At 71.8% G+C, this 20972-nt stretch carries 18 protein-coding genes; 14 read left to right on the top strand and 4 right to left on the bottom strand.

The window, feature by feature from the left end:
• Positions 1-354 precede the first annotated feature (354 nt).
• The 8 genes from SCK26_RS35905 (at position 355) to metX (ending at position 9414) form a co-directional block, all read left to right on the top strand.
• The gene (locus tag SCK26_RS35905; RefSeq protein ID WP_318205560.1) at positions 355-1179 is read left to right on the top strand and encodes an XRE family transcriptional regulator; all 825 of its coding nucleotides are present in this window, start codon (positions 355-357) and stop codon (positions 1177-1179) included.
• Between the two features lie 126 nt (positions 1180-1305).
• Positions 1306-2364, top strand: a complete 1059-nt coding sequence (locus SCK26_RS35900) for a PhlD (RefSeq protein WP_318205559.1) — start codon at positions 1306-1308, stop codon at positions 2362-2364.
• 567 nt (positions 2365-2931) lie between these two features.
• Positions 2932-3807 carry an ABC transporter permease gene (locus tag SCK26_RS35895; RefSeq protein WP_412080816.1) on the top strand — a complete coding sequence of 292 codons (876 nt, stop codon included), beginning with the start codon at positions 2932-2934 and terminating at the stop codon, positions 3805-3807.
• Positions 3808-3939: 132 nt separating this feature from the next.
• Complete coding sequence (locus tag SCK26_RS35890) at positions 3940-4989, top strand: ABC transporter substrate-binding protein (RefSeq protein WP_318205558.1); 1050 nt, start codon at positions 3940-3942, stop codon at positions 4987-4989.
• Positions 4976-5794, top strand: a complete 819-nt coding sequence (locus SCK26_RS35885) for an ABC transporter ATP-binding protein (RefSeq protein WP_318205557.1) — start codon at positions 4976-4978, stop codon at positions 5792-5794. The genes SCK26_RS35890 and SCK26_RS35885 overlap by 14 nt, the downstream gene beginning before the upstream one ends.
• A gap of 33 nt (positions 5795-5827) precedes the next feature.
• Positions 5828-6712, top strand: a complete 885-nt coding sequence (locus SCK26_RS35880) for a TauD/TfdA dioxygenase family protein (protein ID WP_318205556.1) — start codon at positions 5828-5830, stop codon at positions 6710-6712.
• Positions 6713-6906: 194 nt separating this feature from the next.
• Positions 6907-8268, top strand: a complete 1362-nt coding sequence (locus SCK26_RS35875) for a bifunctional o-acetylhomoserine/o-acetylserine sulfhydrylase (RefSeq protein WP_318205555.1) — start codon at positions 6907-6909, stop codon at positions 8266-8268.
• The gene (gene metX / locus SCK26_RS35870) at positions 8269-9414 is read left to right on the top strand and encodes a homoserine O-acetyltransferase MetX (RefSeq protein WP_318205554.1); all 1146 of its coding nucleotides are present in this window, start codon (positions 8269-8271) and stop codon (positions 9412-9414) included.
• 19 nt (positions 9415-9433) lie between these two features.
• Here metX and SCK26_RS35865 read toward each other — a convergent pair whose 3' ends face one another.
• Complete coding sequence (locus SCK26_RS35865) at positions 9434-10033, bottom strand: DinB family protein (RefSeq protein ID WP_318205553.1); 600 nt, start codon at positions 10031-10033, stop codon at positions 9434-9436.
• A 292-nt stretch (positions 10034-10325) separates the two neighbouring features.
• On the opposite strand from SCK26_RS35865, the gene SCK26_RS35860 reads away from it, so the two are divergent.
• Positions 10326-10715, top strand: a complete 390-nt coding sequence (locus SCK26_RS35860) for a peptidase inhibitor family I36 protein (RefSeq protein ID WP_318205552.1) — start codon at positions 10326-10328, stop codon at positions 10713-10715.
• A gap of 144 nt (positions 10716-10859) precedes the next feature.
• Here the strand turns inward: SCK26_RS35860 and SCK26_RS35855 are convergent, their stop codons facing one another.
• Positions 10860-13247 (bottom strand): glycosyl hydrolase family 18 protein, encoded by a 2388-nt coding sequence (locus SCK26_RS35855; RefSeq protein ID WP_318205551.1) that lies wholly within the window; start codon positions 13245-13247, stop codon positions 10860-10862.
• A gap of 449 nt (positions 13248-13696) precedes the next feature.
• Between SCK26_RS35855 and SCK26_RS35850 the strand changes: the two genes are divergently transcribed.
• The 4 genes from SCK26_RS35850 to SCK26_RS35835 are packed head-to-tail and all read left to right on the top strand — an operon-like array spanning position 13697 to position 17041.
• Positions 13697-14233 carry an EF-hand domain-containing protein gene (locus tag SCK26_RS35850; RefSeq protein WP_318205550.1) on the top strand — a complete coding sequence of 179 codons (537 nt, stop codon included), beginning with the start codon at positions 13697-13699 and terminating at the stop codon, positions 14231-14233.
• Complete coding sequence (locus SCK26_RS35845) at positions 14230-15363, top strand: isocitrate/isopropylmalate family dehydrogenase (protein WP_318205549.1); 1134 nt, start codon at positions 14230-14232, stop codon at positions 15361-15363. Before SCK26_RS35850 ends, SCK26_RS35845 begins: the two co-directional genes overlap by 4 nt.
• Entirely contained in the window at positions 15360-16028 is a 669-nt protein-coding gene (locus SCK26_RS35840) for a cysteine hydrolase family protein (protein WP_318205548.1), read from the top strand. The genes SCK26_RS35845 and SCK26_RS35840 overlap by 4 nt, the downstream gene beginning before the upstream one ends.
• On the top strand, positions 15983-17041 hold the full coding sequence (locus tag SCK26_RS35835; protein WP_318205547.1) for a class I SAM-dependent methyltransferase: 1059 nt from the start codon (positions 15983-15985) through the stop codon (positions 17039-17041). Before SCK26_RS35840 ends, SCK26_RS35835 begins: the two co-directional genes overlap by 46 nt.
• A 73-nt stretch (positions 17042-17114) precedes the next feature.
• Here SCK26_RS35835 and SCK26_RS35830 read toward each other — a convergent pair whose 3' ends face one another.
• Positions 17115-18062 carry a hypothetical protein gene (locus tag SCK26_RS35830; RefSeq protein WP_318205546.1) on the bottom strand — a complete coding sequence of 316 codons (948 nt, stop codon included), beginning with the start codon at positions 18060-18062 and terminating at the stop codon, positions 17115-17117.
• A gap of 498 nt (positions 18063-18560) precedes the next feature.
• Here SCK26_RS35830 and SCK26_RS35825 point away from each other — a divergent pair, with 498 nt between their 5' ends.
• Positions 18561-18947 (top strand): beta/gamma crystallin domain-containing protein, encoded by a 387-nt coding sequence (locus tag SCK26_RS35825; protein WP_318205545.1) that lies wholly within the window; start codon positions 18561-18563, stop codon positions 18945-18947.
• Between the two features lie 78 nt (positions 18948-19025).
• Here SCK26_RS35825 and SCK26_RS35820 read toward each other — a convergent pair whose 3' ends face one another.
• A complete protein-coding gene (locus SCK26_RS35820; protein ID WP_412080815.1) occupies positions 19026-20822 on the bottom strand; it encodes a DUF4157 domain-containing protein in 1797 nt (598 codons plus the stop codon).
• Between the last annotated feature and the right edge of the window lie 150 nt (positions 20823-20972).

The following is a 20972-nucleotide window of genomic DNA, read 5'->3' as shown; positions in this document are numbered from 1 at the left end:
GCACAGCAGGTCCGGGAGCATGGCACCGAACCTGCGTCCGGCCGCTGGTGCCGGCCCGCCCGGGAGTCCCGAAGGGCACCGCACCAGAATCCGGAAGCGTGCTCGGCCACACGTCCGTTTCCGGCCTCCTCGCGCGGATACCAGCCGGGGGAGTCGACCAGTTGACAGCCGGTATCCGCGAGGGGGTGATGCACGCGCGCACCAGCCGTCAGAGTTGCCGCCCGGGGCCCGCGCAGCACCGAGCATGCATGACATAACCAGCCGATATCTACGGCAGATCTTTTACAGCAAATCCCCGTTGCAGTAATTAGACTGACTGCCACTCTACAACCGGTTCCGGGGGACAAATCCGAAGTGAACAAGCAAGCCCTCAACAAACTCCTCAAAGACCGCCGTGCCCAGATATCCCCCGAAACACATGGCCTCCCCCGGCCCACCGGCAGAGGCCGCCGCGCGCCCGGCCTCGCCCAGCACCACGTCGACGAACTCCTCGGTTGCGCCGACCGCACCTACCAGCGCCTGGAATCCGGCAACTACCCGAACGCGCCGGTCGATCTGCTCCGCGACATCGCGCGGCTGTACGGCATGAACGAGCAGGAATGGATCTCCCTGTGCCGGTACGCCCGCGGCGAGGACCCGCCCGGCCCGCTGTACGACACCTCGGGGCACGCCGTGCCCGCCGCCTGGGCCGACGCCGTCCACGCCGTGCAGGGCATGGCTTATGTGACCGACGCCAGTTGGAACCTCATCACCTGCAACGACCACTTCCACCAGCTCTTCGACCACGGGCGGGCTCCCGCCAACACCATGCGGTGGATGCTCATCGACGGCCGCGACCAGCTCACCGACTGGGCCACCGCCTGGGCGCCGCTGGTCATGCCCCAGCTCCAGACCGCGCTGGCGCAGCGTCCCGACGACAAGACTCTGCTGAACATAGAAGCCGACGTGCTCGCCGATCCCGCCTCCCGGCCTCTCTACGACGCGGGCGGCACCAGCATCCACCCCGACGGTGACGAGCGCCCCATCCGGCACGCGCTCCACGGGCAGGGCTGGGTGACGATGTGTGTGGCGCAGCCGCTCACCGCGCCCGGATCACGATTCATGATCCTCATTTTTCGGCCGGGTCCACGGCACAAGGCCACACGTCCTCCCATGCTGCAGGCTCGAACAATGGGGTGAACGCGAGGCTTTGTTCTGATATGACGGGTAGTGCGGGGACATGAACGCGACGACCGAGGGAAACGATCGCGCCAACTTTGCCGTACGTTGACCCGACCAGGTCAACGTACGTCCAGGGGGGACCACATGCCTGCACACATCGCCCGCCCGACCACCGTCCTCGCCCCGCACAAGGTCACGACCAGCGAGATAGCCGACGACATCCGCGCCCACCACCCCGGCCATCCCCGGCTCCGCGCCATTCTCCGGGTCCTCGACAACTGCGGCGTCGACAGCCGTTACTTCACCCAGCCCCTCACCGCGGACACCATCTCCGGAACCGCCGACGTGGGCGAACGCGTCACCAGAGCCTTCGCCGACGGGCTGTCGATGGCCGAGGCCGCGGCCCGCGCCACCCTCGACCGGTACGGACTGCGGCCGGGCGACATCACCGGCGTCATCACCACCCACGCCACCGGCTGGGCCGTTCCCAACCTCGACATCCATCTCGTCCACCGGCTCGGTCTGCGCCCGACCGTCCGGCGCACCGCGCTTACCACCACGGCCTGCGCCGGCGGCGCCCACGCCCTCATCCGCGCCGCCGAACAAGCGCTCCTGCATCCCGGCTCCCGCGTCCTCGTCGTCGCCGCTGAGGTCCTCTCCACCGCCTACAACCACAACGACACGAAGATCGAGCACATGATCTACAAAGCGCTGTTCGGAGACAGCGGGGCGGCCACCATCGTGAGCAGCGAGCCGCTCGGGCCCGGCTTGGCCGTGGCGGCGGACGGTATGTTCGAGTACGCCCTCCCCGACAGTCTCGCCATGTACGCCGGCCGTATCGGCACGGACGGCCTGCACTTCGACTCCACCAAGCAGGCCGTCGGAGGCGCCCGGCACGTCATGCCCGCCGTCCTCGACTGGCTCGACGGCCGCCCGGTCGACGTCCCCGTCATCCACCCCGGTTCCAAGCCGATCATCATGGACACCGCCACCGCTCTCGGCCTCGACGAGGACGACGCACGCCACTCACTCGACACCCTGTCCGAGGAAGGCAACCTCGGCGGCGTGTCCGTCCTGCGCGTCCTCGAACGCACACACGAACAGCCGCCCGCCGACGGCACCGCCGCGCTGGCGGTCGCCTACGGGCCGGGCTTCTCCGTCACCGCGCTCCACGGCACATGGACGGACCAGGGCCACCGTTAGGCGTGTACCGGCAGCGGCTCCCCGGCACGAGCCGGCCGGGGGGCGTGGCGGGGTGCGCTGCTGGGCGCGGGTCCGCGCTCGTCAGGCGATCGCGGGCCCGCGTCGAGGCCGCGGCCCGCAACCCGCCCCGGCCCCGCGGTGTTCCGGCCGGCCGTCGCTTCCCGGCGCGGCCGCTGCTCCCGGCCCGGCGACCGCGACCGCGCGACGCCGGGCACCGTCTTCCCGGCCGGGTCGCGGTCTTGTGTGCCCGGTCCGTGAGCGGCCGGGTTCCATAGAGTGGACGGCTCTTGGACGGGGGCCGCGTCTGTTGTACAAATACGCCTCATGATCTCCGAGTCCCTGGTGCGACGTCTGGTCATCGACCTGTGCCGACGCCCGGGCTCGTGTTGTTGCTGATCCGGCCTGTTCCCGCGCCGCTCGTCGTCCGGTGACGTCACCCGGACGAGGGTCTTTGTCGCGCCCTGCCGGGGTGCTCCGTCCGCATCGTTCAGCAACACCCACGCCGGGGCCGACCGCCGCCCTCCGCCGTTGAGGCCGTTCCTCCCCGGCGTCCCATGGAGGACGCCCGTGTCCACGACTCCCCCACTGTCCGAACCCCGCACCACCGAGCCGCACACCGGACTGCCACCTCGGCGGCCCTTCCCGACGCGGCACGCCTGGGCCCGTGTCGGCCCCATCCTGCTGCCGCTCGGTTCGCTCCTCGTCTTCCTCGCGCTGTGGCAGCTGCTGGCGGCGAGCGGCACCTGGAGCGAGACACTGGTTCCGCCACCGGCCAAGGTGTGGGACGCGTTCGTCAACGTGTCCACGACACACCAGGGTGTACGCGGGTACAACGGCACCTACCTCGTCGAACACCTGGGCATCAGCCTGCGCCGCATCGCGATCGGCGCCGGTATCGGTGTCGCCTTCGGGGTGCTGTTCGGGCTGCTCATGGGTACCGTCGGCTGGCTGCGCGCGTTGTTCGAGCCCTGGATCACCTTCCTGCGCACCCTGCCTCCGCTGGCGTACTTCTCCCTGCTCGTGATCTGGCTCGGCATCAACGAGGAGCCCAAGGTCACCCTGCTGGCGGTGGCCGCGTTCCCGCCCGTGGCGGTGTCGACCACCACGGCTGTCGCGGCCGTGCCGAGGAGTCTGATCGAGGCCGCCCGTGCCCTCGGCGCCTCGCGGTGGAACGTGGTCAAGGACGTCGTCGTCCCGTCCGCGCTGCCGGAGACGCTCACCGGCGTCCGGCTCGCCGTGGGCGTGGCCTACTCCTCCCTGGTGGCCGCCGAGCTGGTCAACGGGCTGCCCGGTATCGGCGGCATGGTCAAGGACGCCGCCAACTACAACAACACCCCGGTGGTGCTGGTCGGCATCATCACCATCGGCGTCTCCGGCCTGGTGATCGACGGCCTGCTGCTGCGGCTGGAGCGCGTCCTCGTGCCGTGGCGCGGCCGCGCGTAGCACCGGCCTCCGCAGTCCCCGTCCTCCTCCTCCCGGTCGCGTCGGCGTACGGCCCGTCCAGGCACCGGCGCGCAGGCCCCCGCTCGCACACCCCCTCCCCTCCCCCGAACCCAGCACAGAAACGGCTTCGTCATGTCCCGTGTGCCCCAAGGCGCTTCCCGCCGGCTCCTGCTGGCCGGTGCGCTCGCCGCCGTCTCCGCGGCCGTCACCGGCTGCTCGTCCGGTGAGGCGTCGACGTCGGGCGGCTCCCCGCGGCTGCGCATCGGCTACTTCGCCTTCCCCAGCGGCGACCTGCTCGTGAAGAACAGGAAGCTGCTGGAGAAGGAGCTGCCGGACTACAGCATCACCTGGATCAAGTTCGACTCCGGGGCCGCCGTGAACCAGGCCTTCCTCGGCAAGTCGCTGGACATCGCGGCGCTGGGCTCCAGCCCGTTCGCCCGCGGCATCTCGGGCGGCTCGCCGATCCCGTACAAGGTCGCGTGGGTCCTGGACGTCGCCGGGGAGAACGAGGCCCTCGTCGCGCGCAAGGGCAGCGGCGTCTCCTCCGTCGCGGGCCTCAAGGGGAAGACCGTCGCCACTCCCTTCGCCTCGACCTCGCACTACAGCCTGCTGGCGGCCCTGCGGACGGCCGGACTGAGGAGTTCCGACGTCAAACTCGTCGATCTCCAGCCGCAGGCCATCCTCGCCGCCTGGCAGCGCGGCGACATCGACGCCGCCTATGTGTGGCTGCCCACCCTGGACGAGCTGCGTACGACCGGCACCCAGCTCACCAGCAGCAAGGAGATAGGCGCGGCGGGCAGACCGACGCTCGACCTGGCGGTGGTCTCGGACGACCTCATCGCCAGGGACCCGCAGGCGATCAGCGCCTGGCGCACGGCGGAGGCACGGGCGCTGCGCTTGCTCAAGGACGACCCCGACGGCTCGGTCGCGGCCGTCGCGGCCGAACTCGGCATCAGCGCGACGGACGCGAAAGCCCAGCTCCGGCAGGGAGTGTTCCTCACCCCGGAGCAGGTGGCGTCCGCCGACTGGCTGGGCACCGATCGCAGCCCCGGCAAGCTGCTCGCCTACGTCACCGACACCGCGCGCTTCCTGGCCGACCAGCAACAGATCGACGCCGCGCCGTCCGAGGACGTCGTCCGCGAGGCGTTCTATCTCAAGGGGCTGCCCGATGCCCTCAAGTGATGTCACCGCGTCCACGCGGGAGGCCGGCGCCGTGCACGCCGGGGCCATCCGCCTCGACGGGGTCGTTCACCGGTACGGCCGGGGCGGCGAGGGCTTCACCGCCGTGGGGCCCGTCGACCTGACCGTCCCCGCCGGGGAGTTCCTGGTCCTGGTGGGCGCCTCCGGATGCGGCAAGAGCACGCTGCTGCGGCTCATCGCCGGGTTCGAGCGGCCCACGCACGGCTCGGTGCGTGTCCGCGGTGCCGAACCACGGCCCGGGGTGTCCGCCGGGGTGGTCTTCCAGACACCACGCCTGTTCCCGTGGCGGACCGTGCGGGGCAACATCGACCTGGCACTGCGGTACGCGGGCGTCGAGCGCGCCCGACGACCGGAGCGGCGGGCGCAGTTGCTGGACCGTGTGGGCCTCACGGGGGTCGAGAACCGCCGGGTCTGGGAGATCTCCGGCGGCCAGCAGCAACGCGTCGCCATCGCCCGCGCCCTCGCCGCCGAGAACCCGCTCCTGCTGCTCGACGAACCCTTCGCGGCGCTGGACGCGCTGACCCGGGAACGGCTCCAGGAGGACGTCCGCCAGGTGACCGAGCGGACCGGCCGCACCACGGTGTTCGTGACGCACTCGGCGGACGAGGCGGTGTTCCTCGGCTCGCGCATCGTCGTGCTGACCCGGAGCCCGGGCACCGTGGCCCTGGACCTCCCGATCCCGCTGCCGCGCGGCGACGTGGACGCCGAAGAGCTGCGGAACTCGGGCGAGTTCGCGAAGCTGCGCGCGCGGGTGTCCCACGCCGTCAAGGCCGCCGCCGCGGCCTGACCCCCGTTCCCCCGACCCGGAAAGGACACACACATGAGCCTGCTCAGCGAGCGGCCCGCCCCGGCGCTGCTGCCGGTCACCGCGCTCGGCCCGCGCTTCGGCGCCGAGATCCACGGCATCGCCCTCGGCCGCCTCACCGACGACCAGGTACTCGCGCTGCGCGAGGCGCTCGTGGCGTACAAGGTGCTCTTCGTACGCGGCCAGCACGACCTCGACGACGCCGCGCAGATCGAGTTCGGCCGGCGGCTGGGCGAGGTCACCGTCGGGCATCCGGTCCACGACTCCGGTGACGTGGCGCCCGAGGTGTACGCGCTGGACAGCCAGGACAACGGGTTCGCCGACGTCTGGCACACGGACGTGACGTTCGTACGGCGTCCGCCGGCGATCTCCGTCCTGCGGGCCGTGGTGCTGCCGCCGAGCGGCGGCGACACCAACTGGGCGGACAGCCAGCTCGCCTACGAGTCGCTCTCGCCGGGCCTGCGGGACTACGTCGACACGCTGACCGCCGTCCACGACGGCACGCGCGAGTTCGGGTACTACCTGGCCCAGCGCCGGGGCGGGCGCGGCAACCTGTGGGAGGGCGAGGTGTTCACCGCGCTGACGCCGGTGGAGCACCCGGTGGTGCGCGTCCACCCGGAGAGCGGCCGCAAGGGCCTGTTCGTGAATCCCGGCTTCACCTCGCACATCGTGGGCGTCTCCGAGCACGAGAGCCGGGGCATCCTCGACATCCTCTACGCCCACCTCACCAAGCCCGAGCATGTCGTACGGCACCGCTGGCAGCCGGGTGACGTCGCCCTGTGGGACAACCGCAGCACGGCCCACTACGCCAATCGGGACTACGGCGACCAGCACCGTGTCATGCACCGCATCACGCTGCGCGGTGACACACCGGCCGGTCCGGCGACCGTGCGCCGCTGACGGTGTGCGCGGGAGGCCGGGCCTCGGCCTCCCGCACAGAGGTCCGTCCCATCGGTCGCGCGTGCGGACGGTCGTCGCGCGCGGATGTCGTTTGTGAAGTCCTCGTTGCACGGTGCGGATCGCCCTGTCCCCGGGCGGCGGCGCCGTGCTTACCTCATCGCAACTCAGCGCCGCTCTCCCGCACGAGGAGCACCATGAGCAGCCCTTCCCCCGACTCCGTCACCGCCGGCCACGCCCCCGGGGAGCCGTCCGCCGGCTCCGGCACACCGGCCTGGTCCTTCGAGACCCAGCAGGTCCATGCCGGTGCCGCGCCCGATCCGGTGACCGGCGCCCGCGCCACGCCGATCTACCAGACCACGTCGTTCGTGTTCCGGGACACCGGGCACGCCGCCGACCTGTTCTCGCTCGCCGAGCCCGGCAACATCTACACCCGCATCCACAACCCCACCCAGGACGTCCTGGAGCAGCGGCTGGCCGCCCTGGAGGGCGGTGTGGCGGCCGTGGCGCTGTCCTCCGGGCAGGCGGCGGAGACGCTGGCCCTCCTCACCCTGGCGAGCGCCGGCGACCACATCGTCTCCAGCACCTCCCTCTACGGCGGCACCTACAACCTGTTCCGCCACACGCTGCCCCGCTTCGGCATCGAGGTGTCCTTCGTGGACGACCCGGACGACCCGGAGGCGTGGCGGGCGGCGATCCGGCCGAACACCAAGGCGCTGTTCGCGGAGTCGCTGGGCAACCCGCGCGGCAACGTGCTCGACGTGCGGGCGGTGGCCGACGTGGCGCACGCGGCGGGAGTTCCGCTGATCGTGGACAACACGGTACCGACGCCGTACCTGCTCCGGCCGCTGGAGCACGGCGCGGACATCGTCGTGCACTCGGCCACGAAGTTCCTGGGCGGCCACGGCACCGCCATCGCCGGCGTGGTCGTGGACGGCGGTACGTTCGATTTCGGCGCGCACGCCGACAGGTTCCCGGACTTCACCGAGCCGGACCCGAGCTACCACGGTCTGCGGTACTGGCCCGCGCTCGGCCCCGGCGCCTACGCGGTCAAGCTGCGGGTGCAGTTGCTGCGCGACCTCGGCCCGGCGCTGTCCCCGCACTCCGCGTTCCTGCTGCTGCAGGGAGTGGAGACGCTGAGCCTGCGGATCGAGCGGCACACGGCCAACGCCCAGGCGCTCGCCGAGTGGCTGGAGCAGCGCGACGAGGTGGCCGTCGTCCACTACCCCGGCCTGCCGTCCAGCACCTGGTACGAGGCCGGGCGGAAGTACCTGCCGCGCGGTGCCGGTGCGATCGTCTCCTTCGAACTGCGCGGCGGTGTCGAGGCGGGCAAACGGTTCGTGGACGGCGTGGAGTTGTTCAGTCACCTCGCCAACATCGGTGACGTACGCAGCCTGATCATCCACCCGGCGTCCACCACGCACAGCCAGCTGGACGAGGCGCAGCTGGAGGCCACCGGTACCGCGCCGGGACTGGTGCGCCTGTCGGTGGGCATCGAGTCCCTCGCCGACCTGAAGGCGGACCTGGAGGCCGGTTTCCGCGCGGCCAAGGGCGCGTAGGTGCACGCCGTCGCCGCTGCCGAGGCACCTATTCCGCCGGCCACCGGGGCCTGGCGGGAGGGGGACCCGCCCGGCCGGCGCCGGTGGTACGACGCCGAGAAGCCGCTGCCGTTGGAGGCGGGCGGCGAACTGCCGGGCGTACGGCTCGCGTTCGAGACCTGGGGGACGCTCGCGCCGGACCGTTCCAACGCCGTCCTGGTGCTGCACGCGCTCACCGGGGACAGCCATGTCGCCGGCCCGGCCGGTCCCGGGCACCCGACTCCCGGCTGGTGGGACACGCTCGTCGGTCCGGGCCGGGCGCTGGACACCGACCGCTGGTTCGTCGTCGCGCCGAACGTGCTCGGCGGCTGCCAGGGCAGCACGGGACCGGCCTCCCGGCGTCCCGGCGGCGGGCGGTCCTGGGGCGGGGCGTTCCCGTTCCTGACCCCGCGCGACCAGGTGGCCGCGGAAGCCGGTCTCGCGGACGCGCTGGGGATCGACCGGTGGGCGCTGGTCGTCGGCGGCTCGATGGGCGGGATGCGGGCCGTGGAGTGGGCGGTGTCGTACCCGGCGCGGACGGGCGCGCTGCTGCTGCTCGCGACGACGGCGGCGGCGAGCGCGGAGCAGATCGCGTGGGCGCACCTCCAGGTGCGGGCCATCCGCGCGGACCCGTACTGGCAGGGCGGCGACTACCACGACACCGGGCGCGGGCCGCACGCGGGGCTGGAGCTGGCCCGCGGCCTGGCCCATGTCACCTACCGCAGCGAGCCGGAACTCCAGGTCCGCTTCGGCCGTCTGCCGCAGGGCGTGGAGGACCCGTGGCGCGGCGGGCGCTACCAGGTGCAGTCCTATCTGGACCATCACGCGGCCAAGCTGGTACGGCGGTTCGACGCGGCGAGCTACGTCGTCCTCACCGAGGCGATGAACGCCCACGACGTGGGCCGGGGCCGGGGTGGTGCGCGGGCCGCCCTGCGGCGGGTGACCACGCCCACCCTGGTCGCCGGGGTGGACTCCGACCGCCTCTACCCGCCGGCCCAGCAGGCGGAACTGGCCGCGCTGATCCCGGGCGCCGACCGGCTCAGGCTGGTGGAGTCGCCGTACGGGCACGACGGGTTCCTGATCGAGGCCCGGCAAGTGGCGGCGCTCGTCTGCGAACTGCTGGGCTGAGACCGGGCACCGCGCGCGGTCAGACGTTCGCCGCGTCCCGTGCCGCGCGCTCCAGCCGGCGCCGGTGGCCCTCCCACCATGCCTGGTCCTCCGGCGGCAGGTTGCCCTTGCCCGGTGCGTATCCGACGGAGCCGTCGACCAGTTCGCGCACGATGTCGGCGTGGCCGGCGTGCCGCTGGGTGTCGCAGAGCACGCGCACCAGGGCGTGGTGGAGTGTCACCTCCCGTCGTTCCTCCGGCCACCACGGGACGTGTCCTGTCGCGTCGAGCGCCAGCGTCGTGATCGTGCCGTCGGAGTGCTCCCACGCCCGGCGATAGAGCCCGACGATCTCTTCCCGTGACTCGTCCGCGGTGGCCCACATGTCCGCGTTGGGTTCCGTCTCCCGCGTGTACCACCAGGGCGGCGGTTCGCCCTCGAAGAACGGACGTCCGAACGTGTCGCCGAAGTATCCCAACTCCACGCCGGCGACGTGTTTGACCAGTCCCAGCAGGTTCGTTCCGGTGGGGGTCAGCGGCCGGCGGATGTCGTACTCCGAGAGCCCGTCGAGCTTCCACACCAGGGCGTCCCGCGCCTGACGCAGGTATCGGAGGAGGTCCGCCTTCGGGTCTGATGCGATCATGCGGGCCACTCTTCCATCCGCCACCGACAACCGGGGGCGGCGCCCGGCCGCCACAAGCCCGCCCGGTTCCAGGCGGTTTCTCGCCGGTGGGCGCGGGACCGGCGCGCCGCCCGTCCGCACGCTCCCCTGCCTCCGCCGGAGGACTCCACTCGCACCGCCGCGCCGGCGACCGCCCGGAACGCCTCGCGCGCCATCCGGCACGCTCTGGTGTGAGTCGTTCACCGTACGTGACACTGGCAGCCGTCGTCCGGGGACACCGGCGACGAATCCAGCGGGAAGGACTCCACCCACCATGCGTCCTGTCACCTCACTCGCCCTCGCCGCCCTCGCCCTCACGGCGGCCCTGGGCACGGCCCCCGCCGCGTCGGCCACCGCGGCGGCCCCGGCCGGCACCAGCGCCGCCGCGGCCTTCCACTGCGATCCGGGACACTTCTGCATCTACAGCGGCTGGGACGGCGGCGGCACCCGCTGCCAGTGGACGGCGGAGAAGGTCGCCAACACCGCCGACCTGTGCTCCTTCATCCGCAACGGCAAGAACGTGCTGTCCTTGTGGAACGGGACCGGCCACCGCGTGCAGTACTACACGCAGACCAACTACAACGCACGGGTCGGATCCACCGCCGCCGGCCACGGAGGAAACCTCCAGGGCAGCTACCAGATCCGGTCGTTCAAGAAGCAGTAGACCGCCGGGGCCGCCACACCGGACGAGGTCGCCCGCCCCACCGGGTGCGTCGTCGGCCGCGCCCGGGCCGTGCGACCCGGGCGGGCGGTCCGCCGACCGCCCGCCCGGGAGTCGTACGCGGCACCAGGCGCCGCCGTGGGCCCGTCACCCCAGGCCGTCGCTCAGCGCGGTCATGAGCCGGCCGTTCGGTGTGTCGCCGGACATCTCCCAGACGAAGCCGCCCAGCAGCCCCTTGGACTTGATCCAGGCCGTCTTCTTCCCGATCGACCAGGCGTCGTCGAAGGTCCACCACTGGCCGCCCGGGCCGGTGTAGCCGAACGTCGAGACGGACTGCTCGTCGTGGCGGACGGTCATGGCCGGGAAGCTGGTGATCAGGTTGTCGTAGCCGCGCACTCCGGCCTCGGTGTCGAACTGGCCGGGCGCCGCGCCGTTGGCGGCCTGCCACTCGCCCGCGGCCCCGCCGTCGGTCACGCCCTGCCAGCCGCGCCCGTAGAACGGGAAGCCCACCGTCAGCTTGCGGGGGTTGACGCCGGCGTCGAGGTAGACCTTGACCGCGTTCTCGACGCTGAAGTGGAAGGGGTAGGGGTCCTGCGCGTCGGCGTAGAGGTTGGAGCCCTGGCCGGTGCGTCCGGGCTCCCAGGAGTTGTCGCTGCCGGCGCCGTGGAAGTCGTAGCCCTGGACGTTGGCGTAGTCCAGCGAGTCGAAGATGCGGGTCAGGTCCCAGCCCGCGGAGATCTTCGCCGGGTCGGCCGGGGTGAACGCGGTCAGCAGCCGGTGTTCGCCGCCGAGCGCGTCGAGCTGCTTGCGGAACTCGGCGAGCAGCGCGGTCAGGCCGGCCTTGTCCTGGGCGCCGTAGTGGTTGCCCGGATGCCCTTCGGAGCCGGGCCACTCCCAGTCGATGTCGATGCCGTCGAAGATCCCGGCGGCCGTGCCCGGGCCGCCCGCGCCGTTGTAGACGGGCAGATTGCCCTTGATCCACACGTCGACGCAGGACTTGACGAACTTCTCCCGGGAGGCCTGCGTGGCGGCTGCGTCCGAGAAGAACTTCGAGTACGTCCAGCCGCCGAGCGACACCACGACCTTCAGTTTCGGGTACTTGGCCTTCAGCTTCCTCAACTGGTTGAGATTGCCCCGGAGCCTGCCCCAGCCGTCGTCGGCGATCCCGTCCACGGACTGGGCGGCCGACATGGGGCGCGCGTAGTCGGCGTCCGCGTCGCCGGCGCCGGTCCCCTCGTCGGGGTCCTGCGGGTTGGCGGAGACGCCCTTGGTCACTCCCGCCTGGCAGGTGAGGTTGGCGGGATCGAGGTTCTCGAAGGCGTAGTTGACGACGTCGAGCCTGGCGGCGGCGCCGGAGGTGTCCAGGTTCTTCACGAAGTACTGGCGGCCGTAGATGCCCCACTGCGCGAAGTAGCCCACCTTGAGCTGCTTGCCCGGCCCGGCCACGTCGTCGGTGGTCACGGTCACCGCGTCCGACGCCGGTGAGGTGTTGTCGGCGGTGTCCCGGGCCCTGACGGTGAAGGTGTAGGCGGTGGCGGGAGAGAGCCCGTCGACGGTGGCCGTCGTGGTGTCCGCGCCGACGGTCTTCGCCAGCGTGCCGCCGCGGTACACGTCGTACGCGGCCACGGCGACGTTGTCGGTGGACCTGTCCCAGGCGAGGCCGACACCGGAGGACGTCTTGCCGGTGGTGCGCAGATTGCCGGGCGCGGTCGGCGGCGCCGGGTCGGTGGCCGGATCGACGGTCCGGACGGTCAGCGGGGCGCTCGCCGGTCCCGCGTTCCCGCGGGTGTCCCTGGCGCGCACGGTGAACGTGTAACCCGTCGCCGGGGCCAGGCCGGTGACGGTGGCCGAGGTGCCGGTCGCGGTGACCGCGGCGCCCGGTCCGCCGAGCACCTCGTACGAGGCCACGGGATGGTCGCCGCCCTGTGCGGCGGCCCAGCTCAGCGCGACGGAGTGCACCGTGACCGCGGTCGCCTTCGGTGCGCCGGGCGCGGTCGGCGGGACGTCGGGGGTGCCGTCGCACTTGTCGCCGTTGACGGTGCAGCCCGTCGGGGTGCCGATCGGCCCGTTGGCGATGAACCAGTAGCTGTACGGCTCGGTGCTGCCGCCGGCCGGGACGTTGGCGTTGTAGTGGGCGTTCTTCACGCTCACGTGCCGCCCGGAGACGGTCGCGTCGCCGTTGTAGTGGCCGGTGACGGAGACTCCGGCCGGCAGGTCGAACTCCAGGCTCCAGCCGTTGACGGCGGCCGAGCCGCTGTTGCGGACGACGTAAGTCCCTTTCCACCAGGAGCCGTTGTCCTGTGCGGTGAACGTGGCCGTCAGTGACCCGGCGGCGTGGGCGGGCGCGGCGAGCCCGGTGAGCACGCCGAGCGGCAGCAGCAGCGCGGTGCCCAGGGCGGCGATCCGCCACCGGAACCGGCCGCCGCGACGCCGCGCGCCGGGGCCGTCGGTACCGGAGCTGCCGGAGCTGCCGGAGGGCGCTCCTGACGGGTTTCTTCGAGAGAGGACGAGCGGTGGTCTGCGCCGGTGGAACATGGCTCTCCCTGTGGTCGTGGGGTGGTACAGGGGTGAGGTGAACCGAGCGTGCGCGTTGCCTGACCGAGCGCTCACAACGTAGAAGGTCTGGACCAATGCGTCAACGGTTCCGGCGAACGCGTGGACGGGACGCGGTTTCCGTCGCTCGCGACGCGCCGATCCGGACTCGGCCGAGGAAGCGCCGTCGGGGCGGCGGCGCCGGCGAGACCGACCGCGCGGGCGGCGCACCTGCCGGCCATCGGGCCGGTGAGCCCGCGTCCCGCCGGCGCACCGCGGTTGCCCAGGTCCGTGACCTTTCATGCGCCGGCCCGCCGAATCCCCTCCTTCGTGTGCACGGGCCCTGCTTTCCGCGCCGGGGCGCCGGAGGCGAACGGATAGTGGTCGGGCCGCCGGGACCGGGTTCCGCCGGCGGCCCGCCGAGCATCCCTACCGTCAAGAGGGGACACACCATGCCCACCACCGAGGCCAACGACCGCGTCCGGCTCGTCTTCTCCCTGTTCGACGCCGACGGCAACGGCGTGCTGGAGGCGGACGACTTCGAGCTGATGGGCAAGCGGGTCATCGCGGCGGTGCCCGAGGCCGGCGACGGCGCGAAGAGCGCGCTGCTCGGCGCCTTCCGCCGCTACTGGCAGACGCTCGTCAGCGAGCTGGACGCCGACGGCGACGGACGGATCAGCCCGGAGGAGTTCACCGCGATCGTGCTCGACCCGCAGCGGTTCGACGCCACGGTGGACGAGTTCGCGAAGGCGCTGGCCGCCATGGGCGACCCGGACGGTGACGGCTTCGTGGAACGTCCCCACTTCACCTCCTTGATGACGGCCATCGGCTTCGAACGGCCCAACATCGAGGCCCTGTTCGACGCCTTCCGGCCCGTCGACGGCGACCGCGTCGCCGCGACGACGTGGGCGGACGGCATCCGGGACTACTACCGTCCGGAGAAGGCCGGCATCCCCGGCGACCACCTCACCGCGGGCACGGTCCGATGACCCTTCCCGAAGTCATCGCGCCCGCAGGCGAGTCGGGCCCCGAGAAGCCCGTCATCGGCCTGGCGGTGGGCCGGGGCACCGGCCCGGAGGTCGCGGAGGTCTTCGAGCGGGTCCTCGGCGCGCTGACCGCCGGGCACCCGCACGGCGTGGTGATCGAACGCTCCCCGCGCCTGTACCACTCGTACTTCTCGCTGCGCGCCGAACGGGACGTGGACCGGATCCGGGCGCTGACCGCGCAGGACGCCGACCACTACGAACGGTTCTGCCGCACCCTGGCCGCGCGGGGCACTCGGGCGGTCTTCCGTACCGCCGTCAACGCCCAGTCCCTGTATCTCGTACGGCAGCGGCTGCGTTCCGTGAAGGTCGACCTCCTCACCGGCGCCGGACGCTCTTTGCTGCTGATACGGGACCAGGCCCAGGGGTTCTACACCGGGGTCAACCGGCACACACCCGGCGAGGTCACCCGCACCATGACCTTCAGCCGGGAGATCACCGAGGCCGTGGTCGCCTACGCCCTGCGCCGGGCCCGGCACGAGTGGCCGGACGGGCGCCTCGACCGCATCGTCATGGCCTACAAGTTCCATCTGCTGGACGGCGCCCTCGACGCCTGGGTGGACGAACTCGCGGACCGGCTCGGCATACGCGTCGACCTGTTCCAGCCGGACACGGTCAACCGCAACCTGATCACCCACGGCCTGCCCGACCGCACGCTGATCGTCGCGGGGAACGAGTGGGCCGACATCATGCACGTCGTGCTGCTCGACCGCTTCGGCTCCGAGCGGCAGGAGAACCGCTGCGCCGAGAACGTCTGTCTCGACGCGGGGCCGGCCGGCCTGGTGGAGTACCAGACGGTCCACGGGTCCGCCGACGACCTCGCCGGCAAGGATCTCGTCAACCCGGTGGCGACGATCCGCGCGGCGGCACGCGTCGCGGAGCGCCACGCCGGATGCCCCGGAGCGGTACGCGCCACCGAGCAGGCCCTGCGCACCCTGGACGAGCGGGGCGTGCGCACCCCGGACCTCGGCGGACGGCACTCCACCACCACCGTGGTCGACGCCCTGCTCGACCTGCTCGACAGACCCCCGGCCGACGGGACACCGAGGGACGACGCCCTGGTCGGTGGGCCATGACCGGTGGAGATCCGGGGAGGACGGCCCTCGTCGTCGTGGACCTCCAGAACGACTTCTGCGCCGGCCCGGCGGCCCCGGCCCGCTTCGGCAAGGACCCCGCCGCGCTGGAACGGGCCGTCGCCGGCTGTGTCCGGGCGGTGGCCCTGGCCCGCGAACGCGGCGTGGAGGTGGTCTTCGTGCGCTTCGCCGGCGACCCCGAACACCAGGGCCCGAGCTGGCGGTCGCGGGACCGTGCGCTCGGCAAGCGGCCCAAGTGCCTGGAGGGTTCGTGGGGCGCCCGCTTCCACGCCGTCGTCCCGGCCCCGGACGAGCGGGTCTTCACCAAGCGGGCCTGCTTCGACGCCTTCCTGTCCGACGGCTTCGGGACGTACCTCGGCGCGCGGGGCGTGAGCCACCTGGTCCTCGCCGGGCTGTACGCGGACGTGTGCGTGGACTCCACCGCCCGCACCGCCTTCCAGAAGGGCTTCCACGTGACCGTCCTGACCGACTGCACGACCGCGCTGCACCTGCCGTACGACTCACTGCTCCGGTTCATGCGCGTCGTCTACGGCGCCCGGACCACCACCACGGACGACCCGCGGGCCTGGACCGCGCCCGTGGACCGACCCGAGGAGGAGACGTGCGCCCCGTCACCGGACCGAACCCGGGCGGCACGGCCGGACTGAGCCCCGGTGTCGCCGAAGGTGTGGGCCGCACCGCCCTCCTGGTGGCCGCGGCCCGCGCCATCGAGACCCATCGCCCGGACGCACTGGCCCGGGACCCGTTCGCGGAGCACTTCGTGCGCGCGGCGCCGGTGTCGGCCGACTGGCCGGTCCGTCCCGGGCAGGTGCCCGCCGGGGAGGCGGACCCGCTGTGGGGCCGGCTCGGCCGGTACTTCGGCCTGCGCACCCGCGTCCTGGACGACCATCTGCTCCATGCGGCGCGCCGGGGCGTCCGGCAGGTCGTACTGCTGGGCGCGGGCCTGGACTGCCGGGCGTTCCGCCTCCGGTGGCCGCCGGGCTGCGTGGTGCACGAGGTGGACACCCCCGAGATGCTGGCGTTCAAGCAGGCGGTGCTCGACCAGGCCGGCGCCGTCCCCACGGCCGAGCGCCGGACCCTGCCGGCCGACGTCCGGCTCGACTGGTCCGAGGCGCTGCCGCACGCGGGCTTCGACGCCTGCGCGCCCACCGCGTGGCTCGCCGAGGGGCTGTTGCTGTACCTCCCGGCGGCGGCCGAGCGCCGCCTCGTCGCCACGATCGACCGGCTGAGCGCGGCGGGCAGCTCCCTGGCCTACGAGATCAAGGACGGCATCGAGTCGTCACGGATGCGGACCAGCCCGGTCTACACGGCGGCCAGACAGCGGACCGGCATCGACCTCCTCGGCCTGTTCGACAGCGCGCCCCGTCCCGACACAGCGGGCGAACTGGCCACGCGGGGCTGGACGGTGACCGTCCGCACGCCGTACGACTTCACCGCCCTGCACGGTCGCGGCCCCCGCCCGGAACCGAACGACGACGCCCTCGCGACGAACCGCTGGATCTTCGCCGTCCGCCACCACGGTCGAGTCGACTCCGGTGACGTGCCCGGGACTTCGGAGGTGGAACGTTCCGCTCCCCTGGGTCCGCGGCCGCCGGCCCCGTCCCACGGTGGTGGGTCGGGGACCGGTCGGGTTCCGCCGCACCACGGAAGCGGACGCTGACGTGCCTCAGGGCACCGTGTGCCGTACGGTCCGGTCGTACGGCACACGATGCTCAAGGCCGTGTCACACCGGATCAGCCGCAGTCGTACTCGACCGGCCGGCGTGATTCGACACCGACCAGGGTGCGTTCGTCGTCGCTGAGCCAGCGCAGGGCGAAACCGGCCGCGACGCTGGACAGCGGGTCGCTGACCGCGCCGTTGCGCCACAGCACCGGCCGTAGCTGTGAGTTCACGAACCTGTGGCCGCCGACCGTACCGCTTCCTCCGATGGCCGTGGCGTCGAGGGCGCCGCCGCCGATGGTGCGGACGAGACCGCCGCGCGCGCTCCACTCGGCCGCGGCGTTGGTGTCGTTCAGACCGCCGACGACGCGGCCGTCCCGCACGGCCCACGGGGTGCCGTTCGACGCGAGCTTGCGCCACTGGCCGTCGGTGTCCCAGACCGCGCCGCCGAAGCCGGAATCGCCCTGGGCGATGATCCTGCCCTGGCTGTCGACGTCCTGGAGATGCAGATAGCCGACATCCGGGGTGGGCAGGACGCGGTAGGTGCCCGGAGCGCCGGCCGGCCACACCACCACCTGGGACTTCAGGTTGCTGGTGGCCCTGCCGACGATGTCGCCGTTGTCACTGACGAGTTCGGCGGAGTAGCCGTCCCACGTGGCGCTGCCCGGCAGCTGATGGGTCGTGCCGTCGTGGTCGATGGTGACCGCGACGAACTTGTCGCCGACGATGGTGTCGCCGACGATCGATCCGGCCGCGTTCACGTCTCTGAAGTGCGGGATCTCATCGGCGACCCGCAGCGCGACCTTCCCGTTGTCCCACAGCGTCCCCCGCGGGTCGGTGATGCCTTCGCCCCACAACGGCCGGGTGCCCGTGGTGCCGACGGCCCAGCGGTCGCCGTCATAGCCGTCGAGCCTGCCCACGTCGGTTCCGGTGGGCAGATCCCACACGGCCTTCTGCCAGGTGCAGGCCGCTGCCGCCGCGCCTGCCTGTCCCGCGGGCAGCGTCACCAGCCCCAGTACCATCACCGACACCGCGCCCAGCCCTGTCGCGAGCGCACGTCTTCTCCGTCGATCCGACAACGGTTTCACCCTCCTGTTGACAAGCGTTCACCCAGCCCACCGGCTCGTCCCATAGCAGACCTATGCGGGCCCTATGCGGTGCGGGTGCCGACGGCCGACCGGACTCCGGCATGCGATAGGAAAAGGAGTTTTTTGGTTCCACGATTTTCGGCTGGCACCTGTCACCGATCCGTCCCTGTGTCGTCCCTGATCACCAACGTGACGTCCACGGCTCACCGTGAAGCGTTCCTTCATACCGCCCCCCTCTTTCCCTCCGAATACGGTTGTCCTCTTGCCTTCCCGAGCTGGCTATACCGGTTTTGTGCGAGCCAAACGTGGGATCGCTCACGCTGCGCGTGTGAGCGTGCACGAGCGTGTCGGTCTGGCCGATAGGCAGGCTTTCGACGAGATGGAAGCGTGTGCGACGGTAGAGCCTCCGGCCCCGCCTCCGAGAGGAAAACAATGAAGCTTCCAGTGCGCCGTTCCCTCGGCATTGCCGCAGTCTCCGTGGCCGCACTGGCCGCCACGATCGTGCCGGCCACGGCTGCCACGGCCTCCGTCACCACGGCTTCCGCCATCGGGCCGTCCATCAACCGTACGGACTGCAACGAGAACAGCTACCTCGAAATCCACAACAACGAGGGCCGCGACACGCTCTGTTTCGCCAATGCCGGCTCGATGCCCGTCGCCATCTACGGCGTGAACTGGGTCGAATCCGGGAACAACGTCGTGACCCTGCAGTACCAGCGCGAGCTGAGCAATCCGCGGCTCGAAACCGTCACCCTCCAGAAGTGGAGCTCGTGGAACCCGGGCCACATCCACGAGATCCTCTCGATCAACATTCACTGACACCACGGCGTGACATGGGGGCGCCTCGGAAAAGGCGCCCCCATGGCCGGCTCGAAATAAATGGTCGAATGCGCGCGGTCAGGACAGCATGATTTCCAGCCAGGGACTCATCATGATTCCGGCCGCGCCGCCCGGCTGATTGGCCAATTCCGCGCGGGCCGCTTCCAGGTCCTGGCCCGGTCCCTGCCAGAACGTGTACGGCTTGCCCTCGCTCTGGGGCGGGATCAGTGCCCAGTACTGGTAATGCGTCAGGGTCAGATAGACGCGCTTGCCGATGTAGTCCAGCACCACCTTGACGTTGTGCTCCCAGTCGCTTCCCGTGCCGGTGTACTCGGCGAAGCCGCGCGGCGCCGTGGCCGCGTTCTGGACCGATGAGCCCGCGCCGGACTGCGAGTGCGCGGTGTAGTGGGCGTGCAGTCCCTGGGCGTGCGGAGGGACGTTGGCCGGGTCGAAGCCGTTGTCGGGCAGCCTGCCGTAGTCGTCCTGATGCCAACTGCGCAGGGTTCCGGGCTGGTTGGGGCTCTTGTCGCGGGCCGCCTTCTGCGCTTCGGTCCGCTCGTCGATCACGGGCCGCGGTCCCGCGTCCGGTGCCTCCAACTGGTAGCGGACGTCGAAGATGAGGTTGAGCAGCGGGCGCGGCAGCATGTCGACGGCCTGCTTCAGCGTGAGCCGCGTCAGCGGCAGGTTCCCGCCGCCCCGTGCGTGGCTCTGGAGCCTGGGCTGCTCCTGCGGGGCTCCGGCGGCGACGACCGGCCCGAGCGACCGTCCGGTCTTCTCCCGCATCGTGTCGTCGTTGCCCCAGTACGGCTCCGTCTGCTTGGACAGGGACGAGTGGAAGTAGCCGGTTTCCTCGGTGTTCGGCGCCGTGGCGTACCGGGTGTCCGCGTTCGGCACCGGAACCATGGCCCCCGGCCCCTCCTCGTGGTCCGGCGGGTTGTAGTCGGCGACGTAGGTCTGCTTGTCCCCCAGAAGGTTGTTCACCGCACCGACGAGCGTGGTGGTCAGCTGGAGGGCCCCCGGCACATCGAGGGTGGCGGGTTTGAGCCTGCGCCTGATCTCCTTGAGGTCCGCCTCGTACGTGCCCGTGGGGTCGAGGTTCTGGGCGCGGCTCACCTCGTCCTGCACCGCGATCGCCAGGTACCGCAGGAGCTGCGGTGCGGCCGTCTGTTCGGTGGCGTTCACTCCTCGCATGTACATGCCCGGAGTGATCTTGACGATCCGCTGTACGGCGGCCGGTCCGCCGTCCGCCGCGCGCGCCGCGGAACCGGGTCCGGCGTCGTGCGCCCCGGCCGTGTGCCCCGCCATGGCGCGGTGCGCGGTGGCCTCGGCCTCCCGTTCGAACCGGTCGGCGGGGTCGGAGACCCGCAGTCCGGCCCCGTTGTCGCTTCCCGCGACGGGGCCCCGGCGCTGCTGGATCACGTGCACCAGTTCATGGGCCAGTGTGTGCCGGTCCGCGCCGCCGTCCCCGATGACGACATGGCTGCCCGAGGTGTACGCCCTCGCTCCCACCTCGGCCGCGGAGGAGCGGGCCGCCGCGTCGTTGTGGATCCGCACATCGGAGAAGTCGGCGCCGAGCCGGTTCTCCATGTCGTGGCGGGTGGCCTCGTCCAGGGGGCGTCCGGGGGCGCGCAGCACATCATGGACGGCGGAGCGCTGTACCGCGGGCTGGTCGTGCCCGCAGCCGGCGCCGTGCCGGTGTTCGTCGGCGGACAGGTGTCCGGCCTGGCGCAGCATCCGCACCACGGCGTCGTTCCCGGCGACCGCCTGCAGAGCCGCGAGGCTCCGCGCGACCGTGCGGGGTCCGGCGGCGGTCTGCCGGGCCGGCGCCCGGCTCGTGTCGGTGCCGGTCGTCCTCGTCCTGGAGTGCTCGTGCACGTGTTCCTCATCTGATGGCGATCTCGACTCCTTCCTGGATACCGGGGCGGGTGATCCGCGCACCAGGGGCATCAGGGCAGCCGTGGGGACCGGACGGGTACCTCGCGGTTCCCCGCGGCGAGGACATCGGGACACCGGCCGCCCGGCGCG

It is taken from the genome of Streptomyces sp. SCL15-4 (assembly GCF_033366695.1).
In the GTDB taxonomy this organism is placed as follows: domain Bacteria; phylum Actinomycetota; class Actinomycetes; order Streptomycetales; family Streptomycetaceae; genus Streptomyces.
Note: the sequence above shows the minus strand (reverse complement) of the source record. Positions and strands in the feature narration are given on the sequence as shown.